Genomic DNA, 20,145 nt, shown 5'->3' with positions numbered 1-20,145 from the left:
ACGCTTATCTAGGGTCGGAATGGCATGGAAGAGGGGACCGGCTCAAGAAAAATCGGCGTCAGCCACAGGTCGTGCACGTGATGGTGCTGTCCAATCGCGCTCGGCTGTAGCTCGTCCGATGAAGATTGATAGACTTGATCGTCTCGGCGGTCGCACCGGGTATGGCCACCAGCACCTTGTAGGGCATCGTCAGTTCGGTCCTGACGATGAAGGATTTGACCTTCGTCATTTCCGAGGGCAGCTCCACGGTCGTGCCCTTGACGTAGGGCACGCCCTTGGCCTCGTTGCGCGACCAGGCAATCGTGGCATTCCCGTTGTCGTCGATCTGGATGCCGGTGATTTTCAAGGTGTAGTTGTTGGCGTTGTACGGTGCCAGAAGGTTCGACGCTATCGACGGCATCTCGTCGAGATACGTGGGTGAAACTTCCTTAGCCTGGGCAACGACGTCGGCAATCGTGGCGGCGGAACGCCCGACCTTGGAGGTGAAGGACCAGGCGACGGAGATTTCGTAGGCTCCAATGTAACCAACGAGCAACAGCGGCATCACGATGGCAAACTCGACAGCACCCGCTCCGTCGCGTGCGCGTATCAGTCTGCGGAAAGCGGCCCTCAAGCTTCGACCTGAACTCGGTGTTCTCGTGCTCTTCGTCATCAATATGCCTCGTTCTGAATGACCGCCGTTGCGACGAGGAGATAGTCGCTCAACGAACCGTCGGGCGCCTGCAGGTTCGCCAGGTAGGGCCGCATGAAATCGAGGATAACCGGCCAGCGATAATAGGCGCGCACGATGTTGATCGCGGATTTTCCGCCCGGCGAAAATTTCAACTTCGTGGGGTCGAGCGGGCCGGTCTTAGGATCTCCGGTTCGAGGGACCGTGTTGGCCGGCAAATCCGCGAAGCTCGGAGCGCTGCGCACGTCGAGGAACAGCCGGGAGGGAATGTCGATTTCCTGCAGCGAGCAGGTCATCATGATATTGAGTTCCTCGCAGAACTTGGCGCGGAATGCCGCTTCATCCTTCACGTCGGTCGGCTGGCCGGTATTGAAGGTAATTTCGCCCATTCTGATCTTGCGGGCGATCGTGTCGTTGGCGTTGACCAGGACTTGCTCGGCGGCGAAGGAAGCAACCGTTTCCATGGTTGCAAAGACGACCACAAAGAACATCGGGGCAAGGATTGCGAATTGCAGAGCGGATCCGCCCGAGCGCTCCCGCAGAAGAGCCCTCAGCCTGCCCCTTGCTCTTTCACCAAATCCGCCCGATTTCCTCAGCATGGCCGCCATCCCATCCAAATTCGCGCCGGACAATCGACGCACAGACCCGTGCCCAAGCTCCATCAGGACGTCACGACGACTGTCCACGACGGTTATCAACGAGCCTAAGAGATAGAACGTTTATTTTTCGTGAGCGGAGAAAGACGTATTTTAGTCACTTCTCACTTTCGCGCAGGTCGTGACGGTGAAAAATGCGTCAGGGACCGCTGGCGGCCGCATTCTTAGCGCGATCGGCGTGCTGCTCGCAGATCGGCGTGCAGGAGAGTACGGAACGCTCGGTCTGGCGGAAGACGCGAACCGTGTTGCCCTCGTCGATGGAGACGAGGATGCGCTCGTCCACGATCGCGTTGCCGTCCACATCCAGCAGGACGAGGTTGGTCGTTCCGAAATTGCGGCCGGTGAGCACGATGGTCTTGGCGTCCGCGACCGTCGCATCGGCGACTTCGGCATTTCCGACGATGACCTTGCTGACCGGACGGTCGAGCTTAAGCACGCGCGCGTGATCCATATAGACCCGCATCATCTCGCCATCCTCGGCGCGGGCGACGCCCACCGCCATACAAGAGGGAAGCAGGAGAGCGCCAACGGCGAGGCGGATGCCCCTGGAAGTCGCAAGTGTGCCAGCGGTTCTCATCTACAATGTCCCGAACTGAGGTCGCCTAGAAGATGGACTCGAATGGTGAATGAATACTTAAGCGCCCGGCGCTTTCTTCCTGCCCGCACGGAGCGTTGCGGGACTGCCCTCTCGGCAAGGATATCGCAACAGCGGGAAAAAGGAGCCGCTCTCAGTATAGCCGGTATGCACGCGAGCGACAGCGCGCCTTTTAGCGGCGATGTTGCTCCTTTGTTTACCACGATATTCGGGAAGCCATGTTAACGCGATGGTAACCCACTTCCTTAAGCAGCCAGCAATCCGGCCCGTGTAGGTTGCAGTCATCCGAACAACGGCAAACAGTTGTCGGACGTGCTGAACCAAAACCCTGGAGTTAGGAGAAATTCCCATGACCAAGATCTTCGCTCGCTTCCTGAAGGACGAATCCGGCGCGACCGCCATCGAATATGGCCTGATCGCTGCCCTCATCTCCGTTGCCCTGATCGGCGGCGCTGGCCTCCTCGGCGGCGAACTGAACGAGACGTTCAACAACCTGTCGACCACCCTCGGGGAAAACAACACGGCCCCCTGATTTCGATGGATGCCAGGCGGTTCGCCGCATGGACAGCATGATGTTGAGGACCGCGCCCAAAGGCCGGTCCTCTCTTCATTTCAGCCGCCTTGCCGGCAGCCTGCCGTCATGATTGGCAGCTGGTCGCGAATTCTTAATTGTCGCAAGGCCATACTGGGCAAGTCATACTGGGCGCGTGAGGAAGAGCTTGTGACCGAAGCAGCTATCTTTGTCGTATTTCCGATTTGCCTGGCGATTGCAGCGTTGTCCGACCTGCTCACGATGACGATACCCAATCGCGTCTCTGCGATACTTCTCGCTTCCTTCATTCTTGTTGCACCGCTGGCGGGACTGACGCTGACACAGATCGGTCTCCACCTTCTTGCCGGCCTTCTGGTCTTCGGCGTCTGCTTCATGCTCTTCGCTGCGAACGTCATGGGCGGGGGTGACGCGAAGCTTTTGACCGCGAGTTCCGTCTGGTTCGGAATGAGTGCCTCGCTCGTGTCCTACCTGCTCTACGTGTCGGTTTTCGGCGGCCTTCTCACCCTTGTGCTGCTCTCGATGCGCGCCCGTTCCAACACGATCCTCGCATCAGGCCTGCCGGTTCCCGGTCACCTGCTGACGCATAAGAAGGTGCCCTATGGCATCGCGATCGGCATTGCAGCCTTTGTCGCCTATCCGGCATCGCCCCTGATGCAGGCTGCCCTCGCCACGTTCCACTGAAACTGCCGGCCGCGACGGCTTGATGGTCAGGGCAATCCTCGACACGCCAGACGGAGAATTCTGGTCCGGCGTGAGCATCTGCAATTCCAGATTGAGCATAAAGGCCGGCAACGTATCATAGTGTGCGTCGCACAACACTTCGTTAACCACATCCTTAAGCAACTCATTAACCATAATTATACCATTTGGTGCGCAATGTGACGATGCAATCTTGCACGTCCAGGGGCGAACCATGAAACCGGCGCGAATCATTATTCTGGCAGTGGCCGTCTTGTCGGCCGGTGTTGCAGGCTATCTCGCGCTGCAGCTCGCCCGCGGCAACAAGATATCCGTCGCAAGTAAGCCGGTGGTCGAACGCGAACCGAGCATCAACGTGCTCGTCGCCAAGCAAAGCCTTCCGATCGGCGCGCGGCTCAACGCCGATTCGATCGGCTGGAGCGAGTGGCCCAAGGGCAACGTCGTCGAGGGCTTCATTACCGAGCAGGGCCGGCCCGATGCGCTGGAAAAGCTCGCAGGTGCGGTCGTGCGCATGCCGATCTTCAACGGAGAGCCGATCCGGCAGGAAAAGATCGCCGATTCCAGCAGCAAGATCATGTCCTCGCTGCTCCCCGCCGGAAAGCGGGCGGTTTCCACCGAGATCTCGGTTGCCACCGGTGCCGGCGGCTTCATCTTGCCGAACGACCGCGTCGACGTGATCATGGTGCGTGAAGGCGACGACGACGCCAAGATCACGGAAACCATTCTAAACAATGTCCGCGTGCTGGCGATCGACCAGCAGATCCAGGAAAAGGACGACGGCTCGAAGACCGTCGTCGGCACCACCGCCACACTGGAACTGACCCCCGACCAGGCAAAGGTGATCACGGTTGCCCAGCAGATGGCCGAACGGCTGCAGCTGGCGCTTCGCAGCGTGGCCGATGCCCAGGAGGAAGACACGCAGGCGGCGGAACATCTGCTGAGCGGCGGCGACGGCGCTCCGACCATCCAGGTCATCAAATCCGGCGAGATCGTCAGGGCCAATTCGCCCGCGGCCAACCAGTGAAGCAGGAGCGCAAGGTGCGTGAAATCGGGAAGAAATTTCGGGCTTCGGTTGCCGGCGGGCTGAGCTTCTGCCTCGCCTTTTCGGGTATGCCCGCAGCGATGATCGACGGAGCGGCAGGCAGGGCGGAGGCGGCTTCCGCCTCGATCGTTCGCATCGCCAATGCCGGACCGGGGGCGCGCAAGTCGCTGAAGCTCGGTCTCAACAAGGCCATCGTCGTCGATCTTCCGACCGATGCGCACGACATCCTGGTGGCCGACCCCATGAAGGCCGATGCGGTGACGCGGACCTCGCGCCGCATCTACATCTTCGGCAAGGAGATCGGACAGACGAACGTCTTCATCTTCGGGCCGAATGGCGAAGAAATCGTCAGCCTGGACCTCGCCGTCGAGCGTGACATCTCCGGGCTCGAAGCCCATCTTCGCCGGTTCATCCCGGATTCCGACATTTCCGTCGAGATCATCTCCGACAACATCGTGCTGACAGGCACCGTGCGGACCCCGCAGGACGCGCTGCAGGCAGCACGCCTGGCCGATGTCTTCCTCACGGGCGGTGAAGCGACAACGCGAACCGTGACGGCCCAGGGCAACAACGGCGACGCCGCCATCTTCGGCGAAGATCGGCAGAAGTCGCAGGTCGTCAACATGCTCAAGATCGACGGCGAGGACCAGGTCACGCTGAAGATCACCGTGGCCGAAGTGAGCCGCCAGGTGCTGAAGCAGCTCGGTTTCAACGGCTCGGTGACCGGCAGCGACGGCGGCATCTCCTTCCGCAACCCCACCAATCTCGGCGGCGCCATCGACTGGGCGACCAGCGGCGGGCTCACCGGAACGATCGGCGGAACCGCAATCGCAAGCTATATCAGCGCGATGGAGCAGGCCGGCGTGATGCGCACGCTCGCCGAACCGAGCCTCACGGCCATTTCCGGCGAACAGGCAAAGTTCTATGTCGGCGGCGACTTCAAGGTCCTCAGCGAGCAGAGCATCAAGGCAAACGAGGACACCGGCGCGCCCGAAGTCGCCCGCACCTATGACACGGTCGACTATGGCATCCGCCTGAATTTCAGGCCGGTCGTGCTTTCCGCCGGGCGCATCAGCCTCAAGGTGGAGACCGAAGTTTCCGAGCCGACCCTGGAAGGATCGGCATCGCTGATCGGCCAGAAGGCCATTCCGGGCGCCACCGCGCTCGGCATTCGCCGCAGGCAGGCATCGACCAGCGTCGAGCTGCCCTCGGGCGGTTCGATCGTCATCGCAGGTCTTGTCCGCGACGATATCCGCCAGGCCATGTCCGGCTACCCGGGTCTTTCGAAAATCCCGATCTTCGGCACCCTGTTCCGATCCAGGGATTTCGTCCGCAACGAGACGGAAATGGTGATCATCGCGACGCCCTATCTGGTTCGCCCTGTCGCCAGAACCGCCCTGAACAAGCCGGACGACAACTTCAACCCGACGAACGACGCCGCAGGCTTCTTCCTCGGTCGCGTCAACCAGATCTACGGCCGCAAGGAAGCAGGTGTGCCCGCCGGCACATATAGTGGCTCCGTCGGCTTCATCTACAAGTGAGCGGGGGCAGGAAAATGACCGAACCCACCCGCATCCACGCCCCTGTCGAAAGGCAACGCCTCATGCCGATCTCCCGCCTCGTGACGGCCTCGCTCCTCCTCTCGGCGGCCATGCTGGCCGGCTGCGCGTCCAAGGACGCGACGGCGACGGGATCGATCCCTGACGACTACCGCACGCGCCATCCGATCGTGCTGACCGAAGCCGAGCATACTCTGGACGTGCCTGTCGCTTCCGGGGACCGTTCGCTGACGCTGCCCATGCGCGATAACATTCGCGGCTTTGCGCAGGACTATGAGGCGACATCGAAGGGAACGGTGCAGATCATGGTGCCGCAGGGGTCGCACAATGCCGGCGCCGCAGCAGCGCTTCGCAAGGATATCCGCGCCACGCTCGTGAAGGAAGGCATTCCCAGCAAGCGCATCATCGAAACGTCCTACAGCGCGACGGGACAGGGGGATGCCGCACCGATCCGGCTGGCCTTCGTCTCCACCACCGCGAAGACGAACGCCTGCGGCCAGTGGCCGGAGGACCTGACGCTGAACACGATGGAAAACAGGCAGTATTACAATTTCGGCTGCGCGAGCCAGGCAAACCTTGCCGCCCAGATCGCAAATCCCATGGATCTCGTCGGCCCGCGCGGCATGACGTCCATCGATGCGGAACGCCGCGGCACGGTGATCCAGGACTATCGCGACTACGGAATGAGCGAGTGACGGTGAGCGAACAGTGACGGGGCTTTGAAGATGACGAGCATCCAGTACAGCATCGACGCGGCACACGCCGCGGCGGCCGGCCCTGACGAAGGCCCGGGCGCCGGCGAGCTCGACAACGTGCGCCCGCTGCCGCGCATATCGATCCATGCCTTTTGCGAAAGCGAAGGCATGTTCCAGGCGATGGAGCGCTGCGCCAGCGACCGGCGGATGTCGAAGGTGAGCTTCCGCATCAACAACGGCAGCATCCAGGCGGCGGTCAACATGTTCTCCGCCGCCCCCACGCCGAACCTCATCATACTGGAGACCTCGGCCCCTCCATCCGCACTGATGGGCGAACTGGCTCCGCTTGCGGAGGTTTGCGATCCCAGCACCAAGGTCATCGTCGTCGGCCACCACAACGACATCACGCTCTACCGCGAGCTGATCCGCAACGGCATTTCGGAATATCTCGTCGCCCCCGTGTCGATGGCCGACGTGCTGAACGCGGTCGCAGCCATCTTCGTCGATCCGGAGGCCGAACCGCTCGGCCGCACGATCGCCTTCATCGGCGCCAAGGGTGGCGTGGGCTCGTCCACCATCGCGCACAATTGCGCCTGGGACATCTCCAACCTGTTTTCGACGGAAGTGGTGCTGGCCGACCTTGACCTGCCCTACGGCACGGCCAACATCAACTTCGACCAGGATCCCCCCCAGGGCATGGCGGAAGCCGTCTATACGCCGGAAAGGCTGGACGAGGTGTTTCTCGACCGCCTGCTCGCCAAGTGCTCCGATCACCTTTCGCTGCTCGCCGCGCCGTCGATGCTCGACCGCGCCTACGATCTGGAGCGCGGATCGTTCCAGCCGATGATGGAGGTGCTGCAGAGAAGCGCGCCGGTGAACGTGCTTGACGTTCCGCATGCCTGGTCGGAATGGACGCGCACGCTTCTGTCGGAGGTGGACGAAGTGATCGTGACGGCCGTGCCCGATCTCGCAAACCTGCGCAATGCGAAGAACATGTTCGATGCCTTGAAGAAGCTGCGGCCCAACGACCGGCCGCCGCATCTGATCCTCAATCAGGTCGGTATGCCGAAGCGGCCGGAGATCGCGCCCAACGACTTCTGCGAAGCCATCGAGACGCAGCCGATCGCGATCATTCCGTTCGATGCCCAGCTGTTCGGCGCGGCAGCCAACAGCGGACGGATGATCGCGGAAATGGACAAGAAATCGCCGGCGGCCGAGACCTTTTCGCAGATCGCCCATGTGGTGACGGGGCGAGCCACCGTGAAGAAGCCCAAGAAGGGCGGGCTTGGCAAGATGCTGGGGATGCTCGGCCGGAAGTGAACGGGCCAGAGCCTTGACGAGAACTGGATGACACGGAATGTTCGGTAGACGCGGAAACGAAGGCAGTGGAAAGGGCGGCGGTTTTGCCGGCCATGCGCCGCAGGCCGCCTCGATGCCTGCACCGGCAGCCCTGGCGCCGCAACCTGTGGCCGAACCCGTTCGCGAGACGGTGGCCGTCGCGCCGGCGCATCAGCCCTCGCCGATCGCCCGCAAACGCTTGCCGCGGACAGAAGACTACTACGACACCAAGTCGCAGGTCTTCTCCGCCCTGATCGACACGATCGACCTGTCGCAGCTCGCCAAACTCGACGCCGAGAGCGCGCGCGAGGAAATCCGCGACATCGTCAACGACATCATCACCATCAAGAACTTCGCGATGTCGATCTCGGAGCAGGAAGAGCTGCTCGACGACATCTGCAACGACGTTCTGGGTTATGGCCCGCTGGAGCCGCTGCTCGCACGCGACGACATCGCCGACATCATGGTCAACGGCGCGGGCAAGACCTATATCGAAGTGAGCGGCAAGGTGCAGGAATCGGAGATCCGGTTCCGCGACAACGCGCAGTTGCTGTCGATCTGCCAGCGCATCGTCAGCCAGGTCGGCCGCCGGGTCGACGAATCGAGCCCGATCTGCGACGCCCGCCTTCCCGACGGCTCGCGCGTCAACGTCATCGCCTCGCCGCTTGCCATCGACGGCACGGCGTTGACGATCCGAAAGTTCAAGAAGGACAAGCTGACGCTCGATCAGCTGGTGAAGTTCGGCTCGATCACGCCGGAGGGCTCCACCCTCCTGCAGATCATCGGCCGTGTCCGCTGCAACCTCGTGATCTCCGGCGGCACCGGCTCGGGCAAGACGACGCTTCTCAACTGCATGACGCGCTACATCGATGCCGACGAGCGCGTCATCACCTGCGAAGATTCGGCCGAACTCCAGCTGCAGCAGCCACATGTGGTGCGCCTCGAAACCCGCCCGCCGAACATCGAGGGCGAGGGCGAGATCACCATGCGCGATCTCATCAAGAACTGCCTGCGCATGCGACCCGAACGGATCATCGTCGGTGAAGTGCGTGGCCCGGAGGTATTCGACCTGCTGCAGGCGATGAACACCGGTCACGACGGCTCGATGGGAACGATCCACGCCAACTCGCCGCGCGAATGCCTGAGCCGCATGGAATCGATGATCGCCATGGGTGGCTACACGCTTCCGGCAAAGACGGTGCGAGAAATCATCGCCGGCTCGGTGGACGTCGTCATCCAGGCCACGCGCCTGCGCGACGGCACGCGCCGCATCACCCACATCACCGAGGTCGTGGGCATGGAAGGCGACGTGATCGTCACGCAGGACCTGATGCGCTTCGAGATCGAAGGCGAAGATGCCAACGGCCGTATTATCGGCCGCCATGTCGGCACAGGCATCGGCAAACCGCACTTCTGGGATCGCGCCCGCTATTTCAACGAGGAGCGGCGCCTGGCGGCTACGCTCGACCAGATGCAGAAACCTGACTAGCCGAGGGGCAGATGTTCGGACTTGATCCCACCATCCTCGCGATCGTCGCCCTGGCGGCCCTGGCCGCCGGCGCGCTCGGCTATGGCCTGCTGTTCTCGCGAATCGAGACGGAAAAGAAGGCCGAGAGCCGGGTCAACCGGGTCAAGTCAGCCGAAACCGACCAGAACAAGGTCCGGGCGGCCCGCGAGCGCATGCAGGAAATGTCCAAGCGCCGCAAGTCGGTGCAGGACTCGCTCAAAGACCTGGAGAAGAAGCAGCAGGAGCGCCACAAGAAGGCAGCGCCGACGCTGAAGGCAAAGCTGTCGCAGGCGGGCCTCGGCCTGACGCCGACGCAATTCATTCTGATCGGCCTGGCCTTCGGCTTGTTCATGGCGTTCGCCTCGCTCGTGGCCGGCGCGCCGCCGGTCATCTCCGCAGGCCTGTTCGTCATCACGGGCCTGGGTGTGCCGCGCTGGGTCCTCAACTTCATCGTCAAGCGGCGCATGAACAAGTTCCTCGAAGAGTTTCCCAACTCCCTGGACGTGATGGTGCGCTCGATCAAGTCGGGCCTGCCGCTGACGGACGCTCTCCGACTTATTGCCGCCGAAGGACAGGATCCGGTGAAATCCGAGTTCCGTCGCGTCGTCGAATCCCAGCAGATGGGCCTCAGCATCCCCGAGGCCTGCGCACGCATGTTCACCCACATCCCGCTTCAGGAAGTCAACTTCTTCTCGATCGTCATCGCGATCCAGAGCCAGGCCGGCGGCAACCTGTCGGAGGCGCTCAGCAACCTGTCCCGCGTCCTGCGCGAGAGGCGGAAGATGAGGGCCAAGGTCTCTGCCATGTCGATGGAAGCAAAGGCGTCTGCGGCGATCATCGGTGCCCTGCCCCTGATCGTCATGCTGCTCGTCTACCTGACGACGCCCGAATACATGATGATCCTCTTCACCGATTCGCGCGGCCACCTCATCCTCGGATGCTCCGCCGTCTGGATGTCGATCGGCATTCTCATGATGCGCAACATGATCAACTTCGACATCTGAGGGGAAACGATGAAGGAACTCGCAGCGACCCTCACCAATCCTGACCTGCTCTTGCCGGTCTTCGTCGCGCTCGCGGTGCTTGCCACGTTCTATTCGCTCGCAGCACCCTATTTCGAGCGCGGCGACCTCGACAAACGAATGAAATCCGTGGCGCTGGAACGGGACCAAATCCGCGCAAGGGAACGGGCACGGCTGAACTCCGAAGGCAGCCAGGGCAAGGGTTCGCTGCGCGCTCAACAGAACGGCTCGGTGCGGCAGGTCGTCGAGAAGCTGAACCTGCGGCAAGCGCTGGTGGACACCGGCACCGTCAACCGCCTGCGCCAGGCCGGCTACCGCTCGCAAAACGCGCTCAACATCTTCCTGTTCGCCCGTTTCGTCCTGCCGTTCATCTTCTTCGCGGTCGGCGCCTTCTATATCTTCTATCTCGGCTATCTCGGCGACAAGCCGATGAGCGTCCGGATCTTCGCCTCGATAGGCGCCGCCTATCTCGGCTTCTACGCGCCCAACATCTACATCTCGAACCGAATAAGCAAGCGTCAGCTCTCGATCAAGCGGGCATGGCCGGACGCGCTCGACCTGCTGCTCATCTGCGTCGAATCGGGTGTCTCGATGGAGGTGGCGTTGCGGCGCGTGGCGGACGAAATCGCCATGGCTTCGCCGGAACTGGCCGAAGAACTGGTGCTGACGACGGCCGAACTCTCCTTCCTGCAGGACCGTCGCGTCGCCTATGAAAATCTCGGCACGCGTACGGGCCTCGACATCGTCAAGGCCGTCATGCAGGCGCTCATCCAGGCCGAACGCTACGGGACGCCGATCGCGCAGGCGCTGCGCGTGCTCGCGCAGGAAAGCCGTGACACGCGCATGAACGAGGCCGAGAAAAAGGCAGCCGCGCTGCCGCCCAAGCTGACGGTGCCGATGATCGTTTTCTTCCTGCCGGTGCTGATCGCAGTCATTCTCGGCCCTGCCGGCATTCAGGTCGCCGACAACTTCTGACCGCTGGTCAAGCAAGCGTAGTGCCCCGCGACCGATACGGTCCGGGGCGCGCCATCACTCTGGTATGCGCTGCGTTCGGCCGAGCCCTACAGCAAGCTCCGGCACAGCGGCGCCGCGCCCCCAGTGGAGGACGGGCGAACGTCAATATCGCGTGCGGCTGCAAACTCGATTCAGTTGGTGTTGTTGTCGTCGTTCTTGGCGAGTTGCTTCCACGAGTTCTGCTGGGAAAGCATGCTGCGAAGGTAGGCGACGTTTGCCTCGGCCTGTTCGGCGCTCAGTTCCTGGCGCGCGATCTGTTCCGCCTCGGCGAAGCGCCCCTGCAGACCGATGGCAAGCGCGAGGTTCTGCCGGACGCTGGAATCGGCCCCTGGCTGCTGCGTGGCCGAACGCAGATAGGTTTCCGCCGTGCGAAGGTCGCGGGCGAGAAGATAGGACATGCCGAGATTGGACATGACCGACGGCTCGTTGGGCTTCAGGTCGAGCGCTTCGCGGTAGCGCCCGCGCGCCTCTTCGGAGCGGCCCAGCTGGTCGAGGATTGCCCCTTCGGCCGACTTCAGCCGCCAATCCGGCCGATCAGGCGTCTGGGCGCGCTGGATCGTGCCGAGCGCCTGCTGGAGCTGACCCGCCGCCGCCTGCGACTTTCCGTAGGCTGCCAGAACTTCGCGGTCGGACGAATGGAAGATCGCCACTTGCTGCATGACGGCGAGCGCCTGATCGTTCCTGCCGGTCATGCGAAGGAGGTTCGCGTAGTTCAGGCCGGCCTGACGGTCTTTCGGATTCTTCTCATAGGCCTTTCCGACACTCTCGGCCGCCCGGCTCAATTCGCTGGCATTCATCTCCGTAATCGGCTTCGACATTTTCGGAATAGAGCCGGTCGTCATCTTGCTTGTGCCGGCCGAGCAACCCGCAAGGGTGGCCGTGACCAGGGCGGTGGCCGTCAAAAGGACGAATTTTCGGCAAGACGTTTTTGCGTTGACGAAGCAAAGCATGAAAGATCCCCAGAGCGTCTCCTGCAGCGCGAAGTGAAAGAATCACGCCGCAATCCTCACTCCAGCAATATTCTGTTAACCCTAACAGAATGTTAATCCGCCGATTCCCGGACCTCCTGCAAAGGCTCTCCCCATGGCCCCGTACCAGTTCATCGAACGCCCCTCCCCCTTCAGCACACGCGGCGGCAAGACGCTTCCGATCTTCGCGATCACCCCTGCCCATATAGAGACCGGTACGATCGACCCGATCGCCCTGGATTGGGCGAGGAAGGCAGGCTTCAGGGCCGAATCCGGTTCGCTCCTCCTCATTCCTACCGAGGACGGCCATCTGGGCGGCGCGCTGTTCGGTCTCGGCAAGACGCCCTCCGAGGCGCCCTTCCTGACGGGCAAGCTGGCGCGTGCGCTTCCAGCCGGTGACTGGCACATCGAGACCGCGCCGTTGACAGCGAACCGGCTTTCCCTCGGCTATGGGCTCGGCAGCTACCGATTCGAGCGCTATCGCGGCGCCACCAAGGACGCACCGACGCTGCTGATCCCCGCCGATGCGGATGCGGCCGACATCAGGCGCCAGCTTGCCGGGGTTTTCCTGGCACGCGACCTCATCAACACGCCGACCAACGACATGGGGCCGGAAGCGCTGGAAGACGTCTTCCGGGCGCTCGGCGAGCACTACAAGGCCAAGGTCTCGGTGATAAAGGGCGACGATCTGCTCAAGGAGAATTTCCCGCTGATCCACACCGTCGGCAGGGCCTCGGCCGAAGCCCCGCGGCTGCTTGAGATGCGCTGGGGCAAGAAGGGCCATCGCAAGGTCACGCTGGTCGGCAAGGGCGTCTGTTTCGATACGGGCGGGCTCGACATCAAGCCGGCATCGTCGATGCTGCTGATGAAGAAGGACCTGGGTGGGGCGGCGAACGTCTTGGGCCTGGCGCTGATGATCATGGACGCCAAGCTGAAGATCGACCTGCGCATTCTAGTTCCCGCTGTTGAAAACTCGATCTCGGCTAATGCCTTCCGGCCTGGCGACATCTATCGCAGCCGAAAGGGGCTGACCGTGCAGATCGACAACACCGACGCCGAGGGCCGGCTGATCCTTGCCGATGCGCTCGCGCTCGCCGACGAGGACGAACCGGACCTTCTGATCGACATGGCAACGCTGACGGGAGCCGCCCGCGTGGCGCTCGGTCCAGATCTTCCGCCCTTCTTCACCGATGACGGAGATCTGGCCGCGGACCTCGCAGAGGCCAGCGTCTTCGTGGACGATCCGTTGTGGCGCATGCCGCTCTACATGGGCTACGACAAGGACGTATCCGCCCGGATCGCAGACCTGACGAACGCGCCGGCGGGCGGCATGGCGGGCGCCATCACCGCGGCCCTGTTCCTCAAGCGGTTCGTCACTCGCACCAGGAGCTGGGCGCATTTCGACATCTACGGCTGGGCGCCGACCGAACGGCCGCATTCGCCGGTCGGCGGGGAAGCGCAGGCTATTCGCGCGCTCTACCACCATCTGCGAATGACAGCCGGCTAAGCAAATCTGCTTCGGCGCGGGAGGCGCGCAGCCCCGATCGCGGGGCTGCGCGTGCTTTGCAAATCTTCACCGATACGGTAGCGTAACGAAGCTGACGTCACTGGATCGGGAAACACATTGCCACTGGAACTCTCCGCCTCACAGGCGCTCGGCCTCTGGCATGCAGTCTCTTCCGGCCAGGTCAAGCTCGACGGACGAGACCTGACCCTGAGGCAGATGGCGATCTTGCTGGAGATCTATCTCGTGCCGCCACCGCACACCGTTCGCGGGCTGGCAGCCAAGCTCAGCGTCACCAAGCCCGTGATCACGCGCGCGCTGGACACGATGGGCGCCATGGGGTTGGTGACGCGCCAACGCGACGAACGCGACCGCCGCAACGTCGTCATCCAGCGCACCGTGGACGGGGCGCTCTATCTTGAGCAATTGTGCGACCTGATCATCGACCAGGGCCGTGCGCTGAAGCCATGAGGCCATGATGAACACCCTTCCAGACAGGCGCCTGAACGCCTATCGCAGCGACCTCGCGGAGGAAGCGTTGCGCGGAACTGTCGAGGCGCCGCGCTACGTGGCCGGCATCGCGGCGACCGTTTCGGCGCCTGTCGTCGCCTTGCGGCCACGGCCGGACGTGACGGCGGGCATCGATTCCGAGCTTCTGTTCGGCGAAACGCTACGGGTGCTGGACCGCGCCGGCGGCTGGGCATGGGTGAAGGCCGATTTTGACGGCTACGTCGGCTACGTCCCCGAGACGGCCATTTCGGAAGCCGGGGCGCCCGCCACCCACGTCGTCGCCGCTCCCCGGACGTTCGCCTATACCGGTGCGGACCTGCGCACACCTGCGGCATTTGCTCTGTCTGCCGGCAGCCGGCTGACGGCGATCGGCGAGACCGAGACGCGCGGCACACGCTATCTGACGCTAGCAGACGGCCAGTCGGTCGTCGCTTCCCATTGCGCGCCGGCCGGCCAGCCGATCGCCGACGACTACGTATCGATCGCCCTGCGCTTCTTGGAAACGCCCTATCTCTGGGGCGGGCGCAGCGGTTTCGGCATCGATTGCTCGGCGCTCGTGCAGCTTTCCATGATGATGGCCGGGCGGCAGGCGCCGCGTGATTCAGACATGCAGGCGAGCGGTCTCGGCGCGACGATCGACCGGGCGGAACTTCGGCGCGGCGACCTCGTGTTCTGGAAGGGGCACGTCGCGATCATGGAAGACGCAGAGACGATCGTCCACGCGAACGGCAATACGATGAGCGTGGCGCGCGAGCGGCTGGACAGTGCCATCGAGCGGATCGGCTGGCTCTATCAGCAGCCGACCGGCTATCGCCGGCCATGACCCACGCGCGCAGACCCGGCGAGCGAACGGATCAATAGCCGCTCGACCGGTCGACGAGATGCTGAAGCGGCTCGCCGTTCTCATGGCGAGCGATCTGCTGCTCGACATGGGCAAAGAGCGCCCTCACATCGGAAGCTGCGGCCGCATGCGGGGTGACGAATACCTTGGCATGGTTCCATAGCCGGCTTTGAAGCGGCAGGGGTTCGGTCTCGAAGACGTCGAGCGAGGCCCCCGCAAGCGTGCCGCCGTCGAGCGCGGCGAGGATATCTGCCTCCACCTGGCTGCCGCCCCGGCCGGCATTCACGAAGAACGGTCCGCCGAGCGGCCCGTTCCGGCGCAGCTTCGAAAAGAGCGCGCCATTGAAGATACCACGGGTGTCTTCGGTCAACGGCAGCAGGCCGACGAGAATATCGGTGCGGGCGAGAAACGTGTCCCGTCCGGCAGCATCGAATGTTTCCACACCATCGGCGACCTTCTTCCGGCGCGACCAACCAATGACGTCGAAGCCTATCGTCTTGAGCTTGTGGGCCGCATCCACGCCAAGCACCCCCATTCCCATGATGCCGACCGTCACGTCGGCCGCCGCGGGTTGGTCGAGTTCGTGCCAGACGCGCTTCTCGCTCTGCGCCTGATAGGTCTTGAACTGCCGAAGGTGCAGCAGGCACTGCAGGACCACCCATTCGCTCATGCGGTTCGTCAGGCTCGGGTCGACAAAGCGAACGAGGGGGATGTCCGGCAGGCCGGGAATCGTCAGCACGTGGTCCACGCCGGCACCGCCCGAAAAGATCGCCTTCAGGCCGCGCGCCCTCGAGAAAAGGTCGGGCGAGGGCTTCCAGACCACCGCATAGCCGGCCTCGGAAAGGTCGCGTGTCCTGTTGGCTGGCAATGCAAGGTCGATCACCTCACGGCCGGCGAAGGCACTCTTCAGTGCCGAAGCGACCTGCTCGCGGTCGAATTTCAGGTCGATGATGACGGGGTTTTTCTTTGACACGGCGAACCTGCGCGATACGGGGAAGGGAATTACTGGTGGACCACGTCCGACTTTACCGCGGCCAGATCGAACGCGGCAGCCATCAGCGCCCGGGTATAGGGCATTTCCGGCGCCTCGATGATCCGCGACGCCAGCCCCTGCTCCACCACCTTGCCGGCGCGCATGACGATGATCTCGTTGGCGAGCGCGCGAACGACCTTGAGATCGTGACTGATGAAAAGGTAGGCGAGATTGTGTTTGGCCTGAAGGTCGCGCAGCAGGTCGACGACCTGGGCCTGCACGCTCATGTCGAGCGCCGAGGTCGGCTCGTCCAGCATCACGAACTGCGGCTTCAGCACCATGGCGCGGGCGATCGCAATGCGCTGGCGCTGGCCGCCGGAAAACTCGTGCGGGTAGCGCCAGCGGGTGCTGGCGTCGAGGCCGGTCTCTTCCAGGGCGGCGGCGACCCGGCGGTCGCGCTCGTCGGCGGAAAGGTTCGGCTCATGGATCTGCAGCCCCTCGGCGACGATGTCGGCCACCGACATGCGTGGCGAAAGCGATCCGAAGGGATCCTGGAAGACGATCTGCATCCGGTTGCGGAGCGGTCGCATTTCCTGGAACGAATATGTAGCAATATCCTTGCCGACAAAGGCGATCCTGCCCGAAGACGGGATGAGGCGCGTCAGGGCCAGGCCGAGCGTCGTCTTGCCCGAGCCGGATTCGCCGACGACGCCGAGCGTGTGTCCGGCGCGCAGCCTCAGATCGATGCCGTCGACGGCCTTTACGTGATCGACCACCTTGCGCATGAAACCGGCCTTGATCGGGAACCAGACCTTGATGTCTTCGGCCTCCATGACGACCGGTTTGGCGTCGTCGGCCGGCAGCGGCATGCCGCGCGGTTCGGACGAGAGCAGGTGCCTGGTGTAGTCGTGCTGCGGATGGGTGAAGATCGTCTCCACCGGCCCACTTTCCACGATCTTGCCCTTGGTCATGACGCAGACCCGATCGGCGAACTTGCGGACGATACCGAGGTCATGGGTGATGAAGAGCATGGACATGCCGTGCTCCTCCTTCAGCTTCTTCAGGAGCTCGAGGATCTGCGCCTGCACGGTGACGTCGAGTGCCGTCGTCGGCTCGTCGGCGATCAGGAGCTCTGGGCGGTTGGCCAGAGCCATCGCGATCATCACACGCTGGCGCTGTCCCCCGGAAAGTTCGTGAGGATAGGCGGAAAGCCGCTTCTCCGGCTCGCGTATGCCGACCTGGTTCAGGAGCTCCAGGGTGCGCACCCTGGCTGGAGCGCCCTTCAGCCCCTGGTGCAGCTCGAGGATCTCGCCGATCTGCCGCTCGATTGTGTGCAGCGGATTGAGCGAGGTCATCGGCTCCTGGAAGATCATGGTGATGTCGTTGCCGCGCACCTGCCGCAGCTTCTCGTCAGCCGCCTTCAAAAGGTCTTGCCCCTTGAACATCACCGCACCCGAGGGGTGGCTGGCGGAGGGATATGGCAAAAGCCTGAGGACGGAATTCGCCGTCACCGACTTGCCGGAACCGGATTCACCGACGAGCGCCACGACCTCGCCGCGACCGATCTCGAAGGAAACCTGGTCGACGGCAAGCGACGTCTTGCCGCCCTGATGGAAGGCGACCGAGAGGTCTTCCACGCTTAGGATCGGCTCGCTCTTCTTTTCGTTCATGGCCGGGCTCAACGGAAGGTCTTTCTCGGGTCGAAGGCGTCGCGCGTGGCTTCGCCGACGAAGATCAAAAGCGACAGCATCAGCGACATGACGATGAACGCGGTCAGGCCCAGCCATGGCGCTTGCAGGTTCTGCTTGCCCTGGGCGATCAGTTCGCCCAGCGAGGGCGAACCCGGCGGCATGCCGAAGCCCAGGAAGTCAAGCGAGGTCAGCGTGGTGATGGAGCCCGACAGGATGAAGGGCAGGAAGGTCAGCGTCGCCACCATCGCGTTCGGCAGCAGATGGCGGACCATGATCGTGCCGTTGCCGACGCCGAGCGCGCGGGCGGCCCGCACGTATTCGAAGTTTCGCGCCCGCAGGAACTCGGCGCGTACGACGCCCACGAAGCCGACCCAGGAAAACAAGAGCATGATCGACAGGAGGATCCAGAAGCCGGGCGGCAGGATCGCCGAGATGATCAAGAGGATGTAGAGCACCGGCATCGACGACCAGATCTCGATGAAACGCTGCATGAGAAGATCGGTCCAGCCGCCGAAATAGCCCTGCACGGCCCCGGCCGACACGCCGACGATGGCGGACGCGATCGTCAGCGCCAGCCCGAACAGGACAGAGATACGGAAGCCGTAGATGGCGCGGGCAAGCACGTCGCGCGCCTGATCGTCGGTGCCGAGCCAGTTCAAGTTGCCGAGCATGCAGCCCCGATCGGCCGCCCCATCCGGGTAGCCGGAGCATCGCTCCTCCGCGCTCATCAGCCAGAACGGCTTCGTCGGCGCGGAGTGGGGGATGTTGGAATTGACGGTGCGATAGGAATAGCGGATCGGGGGCCAGACCATCCAGCCGTTCGCCTCGATCTCGTCGCGAATGAAATCCGACTTGTAGTCGGTCTCGGCAAGGAAGCCGCCGAACTTTTCCTCGGGGTAGTTCGCCAGCACAGGAAACAGGATCTCGCCCTTGTAGGAAGCGATGATTGGCCGGTCGTTGGCGATGAACTCGGCGCAAAGGCTGACGATAAACAAGGCGAGGAAGATCCAGAGCGACCAGTAGCCGCGCCGGTTGGCCTTGAAGTTCTCCCAGCGCCGCTGGTTGGTGGGGGAGAGAAGGCCCTTCGGCGGAGACCCTTCAGGAAGGGCGCGGGCGACGGGAAGAACAGCCATCAAACCTCCCTCCGCTCGAAGTCGATGCGAGGATCGACCCAGGTATAGATAAGGTCGGAAATCAGACTGACGACCAGCCCCATCAACGAGAAGATGAAGAGCGTCGCGAAGACGATCGGATAGTCGCGGCGAACCACAGCTTCGTAACCGAGGCGGCCGAGGCCGTCGAGCGAGAAGATGTATTCAATCAGCAGCGAGCCGGTGAAGAAGGCCGAGATGAAGGCGCCGGGAAAACCGGCAATGATGATCAGCATCGCATTGCGGAAGACGTGGCCGTAGAGCACCTGGCGTTCGGTCAACCCCTTGGCGCGGGCGGTGACGACGTACTGCTTCTTGATCTCGTCGATGAAGGAATTCTTCGTCAGGAGCGTCGTTGTGGCGAAAGCCGACAAAAGCAGCGTGATCAGCGGCAGCGTCATGTGCCACATGTAGTCGAGCGGCTTCTGCCACCAGGGCAACTGCCAGAAATTGTCGGAGACGATGCCGCGCAAGGGGAACCAGTCAAAGAAGGATCCGCCGGCGAACAAAACGATCAGCAGGATGCCGAACAGGAAGCTGGGTACGGCGTAGCCGACGATGATGACGCCGGACGTCCAGACGTCGAAGGGCGAGCCGTCGGACACCGCCTTCTTGATGCCGAGCGGGATCGAGATCGCGTAGGACAGGATCAGGATCCAGACGCCGAGCGAGATCGACACTGGCATCTTCTCGATGATCAGGTCGACGACGGAGGTGTTGCGGAAGAAGCTCTCGCCGAAGTCGAAGCGGAGATAGTTGCCCATCATCGTCAGGAAGCGTTCGAGCGGCGGCTTGTCGAAGCCGAACTGCTTTTCCAGCTTGGCGATGAATTCGGGATCGAGCCCGCGGGCGCCGCGATAGCCCGACGAGGCGTCCTGGGAGAAGTCCTGCAGCATGTCGCCACCGCCGGACAGGCGGTCGCCACCGCCCTGGCTGGTCAGGTCGGAAATCACCTGCTCGACCGGGCCGCCCGGCGCAAACTGCACGACGATGAAGGAGATCGCCATGATGCCGACGATCGTCGGGATCATCAGCAGCAGGCGTCTGAGGATGTAGGCGCCCATCAGCCGGGCCTCCGCGTGATCGCGGCAGCCATGCCGCCACCTGTCGCCCTGTCAGCTCTCAATCCGCGAAATCCCCGATAAACCTTGGCCGCC

20 protein-coding genes are annotated in these 20,145 nt (G+C 63.0%); 12 read left to right on the top strand and 8 right to left on the bottom strand.

Going from position 1 to position 20,145, the window contains the following annotated elements:
• Positions 1–58: 58 nt before the first annotated feature.
• The 3 genes from CRO48_RS13745 to CRO48_RS13735 all read right to left on the bottom strand — a co-directional run bounded on the left by CRO48_RS13745 (position 59) and on the right by CRO48_RS13735 (position 1,828).
• Positions 59–652: a TadE/TadG family type IV pilus assembly protein gene (locus CRO48_RS13745; protein WP_141402053.1), complete on the bottom strand. Its 594-nt coding sequence runs from the start codon at positions 650–652 to the stop codon at positions 59–61.
• Positions 652–1,269, bottom strand: coding sequence for a TadE/TadG family type IV pilus assembly protein (locus tag CRO48_RS13740; protein ID WP_245423522.1), 618 nt, complete (start codon positions 1,267–1,269; stop codon positions 652–654). The genes CRO48_RS13745 and CRO48_RS13740 overlap by 1 nt, the downstream gene beginning before the upstream one ends.
• Positions 1,270–1,465: 196 nt before the next feature.
• The gene (locus tag CRO48_RS13735) at positions 1,466–1,828 is read right to left on the bottom strand and encodes a pilus assembly protein N-terminal domain-containing protein (protein WP_097140196.1); all 363 of its coding nucleotides are present in this window, start codon (positions 1,826–1,828) and stop codon (positions 1,466–1,468) included.
• Between the two features lie 442 nt (positions 1,829–2,270).
• Here CRO48_RS13735 and CRO48_RS13730 point away from each other — a divergent pair, with 442 nt between their 5' ends.
• The 9 genes from CRO48_RS13730 (at position 2,271) to CRO48_RS13690 (ending at position 11,311) form a co-directional block, all read left to right on the top strand.
• Positions 2,271–2,453 (top strand): Flp family type IVb pilin, encoded by a 183-nt coding sequence (locus tag CRO48_RS13730; RefSeq protein WP_097140194.1) that lies wholly within the window; start codon positions 2,271–2,273, stop codon positions 2,451–2,453.
• 189 nt (positions 2,454–2,642) lie between these two features.
• Positions 2,643–3,155 (top strand): A24 family peptidase, encoded by a 513-nt coding sequence (locus CRO48_RS13725; protein WP_097140192.1) that lies wholly within the window; start codon positions 2,643–2,645, stop codon positions 3,153–3,155.
• Positions 3,156–3,387: 232 nt separating this feature from the next.
• On the top strand, positions 3,388–4,197 hold the full coding sequence (cpaB, locus tag CRO48_RS13720; protein WP_097140190.1) for a Flp pilus assembly protein CpaB: 810 nt from the start codon (positions 3,388–3,390) through the stop codon (positions 4,195–4,197).
• Between the two features lie 14 nt (positions 4,198–4,211).
• On the top strand, positions 4,212–5,756 hold the full coding sequence (locus tag CRO48_RS13715; RefSeq protein WP_176526755.1) for a type II and III secretion system protein family protein: 1,545 nt from the start codon (positions 4,212–4,214) through the stop codon (positions 5,754–5,756).
• 62 nt (positions 5,757–5,818) lie between these two features.
• Entirely contained in the window at positions 5,819–6,469 is a 651-nt protein-coding gene (locus CRO48_RS13710) for a CpaD family pilus assembly protein (protein ID WP_097140509.1), read from the top strand.
• Positions 6,470–6,499: 30 nt separating this feature from the next.
• Positions 6,500–7,789 carry an AAA family ATPase gene (locus CRO48_RS13705; protein ID WP_097140189.1) on the top strand — a complete coding sequence of 430 codons (1,290 nt, stop codon included), beginning with the start codon at positions 6,500–6,502 and terminating at the stop codon, positions 7,787–7,789.
• 37 nt (positions 7,790–7,826) lie between these two features.
• A complete protein-coding gene (locus CRO48_RS13700; protein WP_097140187.1) occupies positions 7,827–9,296 on the top strand; it encodes a CpaF family protein in 1,470 nt (489 codons plus the stop codon).
• A gap of 11 nt (positions 9,297–9,307) precedes the next feature.
• Positions 9,308–10,318, top strand: a complete 1,011-nt coding sequence (locus tag CRO48_RS13695; RefSeq protein ID WP_097140185.1) for a type II secretion system F family protein — start codon at positions 9,308–9,310, stop codon at positions 10,316–10,318.
• A gap of 9 nt (positions 10,319–10,327) precedes the next feature.
• Positions 10,328–11,311 carry a type II secretion system F family protein gene (locus CRO48_RS13690; protein ID WP_097140183.1) on the top strand — a complete coding sequence of 328 codons (984 nt, stop codon included), beginning with the start codon at positions 10,328–10,330 and terminating at the stop codon, positions 11,309–11,311.
• Between the two features lie 170 nt (positions 11,312–11,481).
• On the opposite strand, the gene CRO48_RS13685 is transcribed toward CRO48_RS13690, so the two are convergent.
• Positions 11,482–12,300 carry a tetratricopeptide repeat protein gene (locus CRO48_RS13685; protein ID WP_097140180.1) on the bottom strand — a complete coding sequence of 273 codons (819 nt, stop codon included), beginning with the start codon at positions 12,298–12,300 and terminating at the stop codon, positions 11,482–11,484.
• A gap of 133 nt (positions 12,301–12,433) precedes the next feature.
• Between CRO48_RS13685 and CRO48_RS13680 the strand changes: the two genes are divergently transcribed.
• The 3 genes from CRO48_RS13680 (at position 12,434) to CRO48_RS13670 (ending at position 15,155) form a co-directional block, all read left to right on the top strand.
• Positions 12,434–13,825, top strand: a complete 1,392-nt coding sequence (locus CRO48_RS13680; RefSeq protein WP_097140178.1) for a leucyl aminopeptidase family protein — start codon at positions 12,434–12,436, stop codon at positions 13,823–13,825.
• Positions 13,826–13,942: 117 nt separating this feature from the next.
• Positions 13,943–14,293: a MarR family transcriptional regulator gene (locus CRO48_RS13675; RefSeq protein ID WP_097140176.1), complete on the top strand. Its 351-nt coding sequence runs from the start codon at positions 13,943–13,945 to the stop codon at positions 14,291–14,293.
• 7 nt (positions 14,294–14,300) lie between these two features.
• Positions 14,301–15,155, top strand: coding sequence for a C40 family peptidase (locus CRO48_RS13670; protein ID WP_097140506.1), 855 nt, complete (start codon positions 14,301–14,303; stop codon positions 15,153–15,155).
• 31 nt (positions 15,156–15,186) lie between these two features.
• Here CRO48_RS13670 and CRO48_RS13665 read toward each other — a convergent pair whose 3' ends face one another.
• Genes CRO48_RS13665 through CRO48_RS13650 form a run of 4 tightly spaced genes read right to left on the bottom strand, consistent with a single transcriptional unit; the run spans position 15,187 to position 20,052 of the window.
• The gene (locus tag CRO48_RS13665) at positions 15,187–16,146 is read right to left on the bottom strand and encodes a 2-hydroxyacid dehydrogenase (RefSeq protein ID WP_097140174.1); all 960 of its coding nucleotides are present in this window, start codon (positions 16,144–16,146) and stop codon (positions 15,187–15,189) included.
• Positions 16,147–16,175: 29 nt separating this feature from the next.
• Positions 16,176–17,816 (bottom strand): ABC transporter ATP-binding protein, encoded by a 1,641-nt coding sequence (locus tag CRO48_RS13660; RefSeq protein WP_097140172.1) that lies wholly within the window; start codon positions 17,814–17,816, stop codon positions 16,176–16,178.
• An 8-nt stretch (positions 17,817–17,824) separates the two neighbouring features.
• Entirely contained in the window at positions 17,825–18,970 is a 1,146-nt protein-coding gene (locus tag CRO48_RS13655) for an ABC transporter permease (protein ID WP_097140170.1), read from the bottom strand.
• Positions 18,970–20,052 (bottom strand): microcin C ABC transporter permease YejB, encoded by a 1,083-nt coding sequence (locus CRO48_RS13650; protein ID WP_097140168.1) that lies wholly within the window; start codon positions 20,050–20,052, stop codon positions 18,970–18,972. Before CRO48_RS13650 ends, CRO48_RS13655 begins: the two co-directional genes overlap by 1 nt.
• Between the last annotated feature and the right edge of the window lie 93 nt (positions 20,053–20,145).

This window comes from Rhizobium subbaraonis, from assembly GCF_900220975.1.
In the GTDB taxonomy this organism is placed as follows: domain Bacteria; phylum Pseudomonadota; class Alphaproteobacteria; order Rhizobiales; family Rhizobiaceae; genus Mycoplana; species Mycoplana subbaraonis.
Note: the sequence above shows the minus strand (reverse complement) of the source record. Positions and strands in the feature narration are given on the sequence as shown.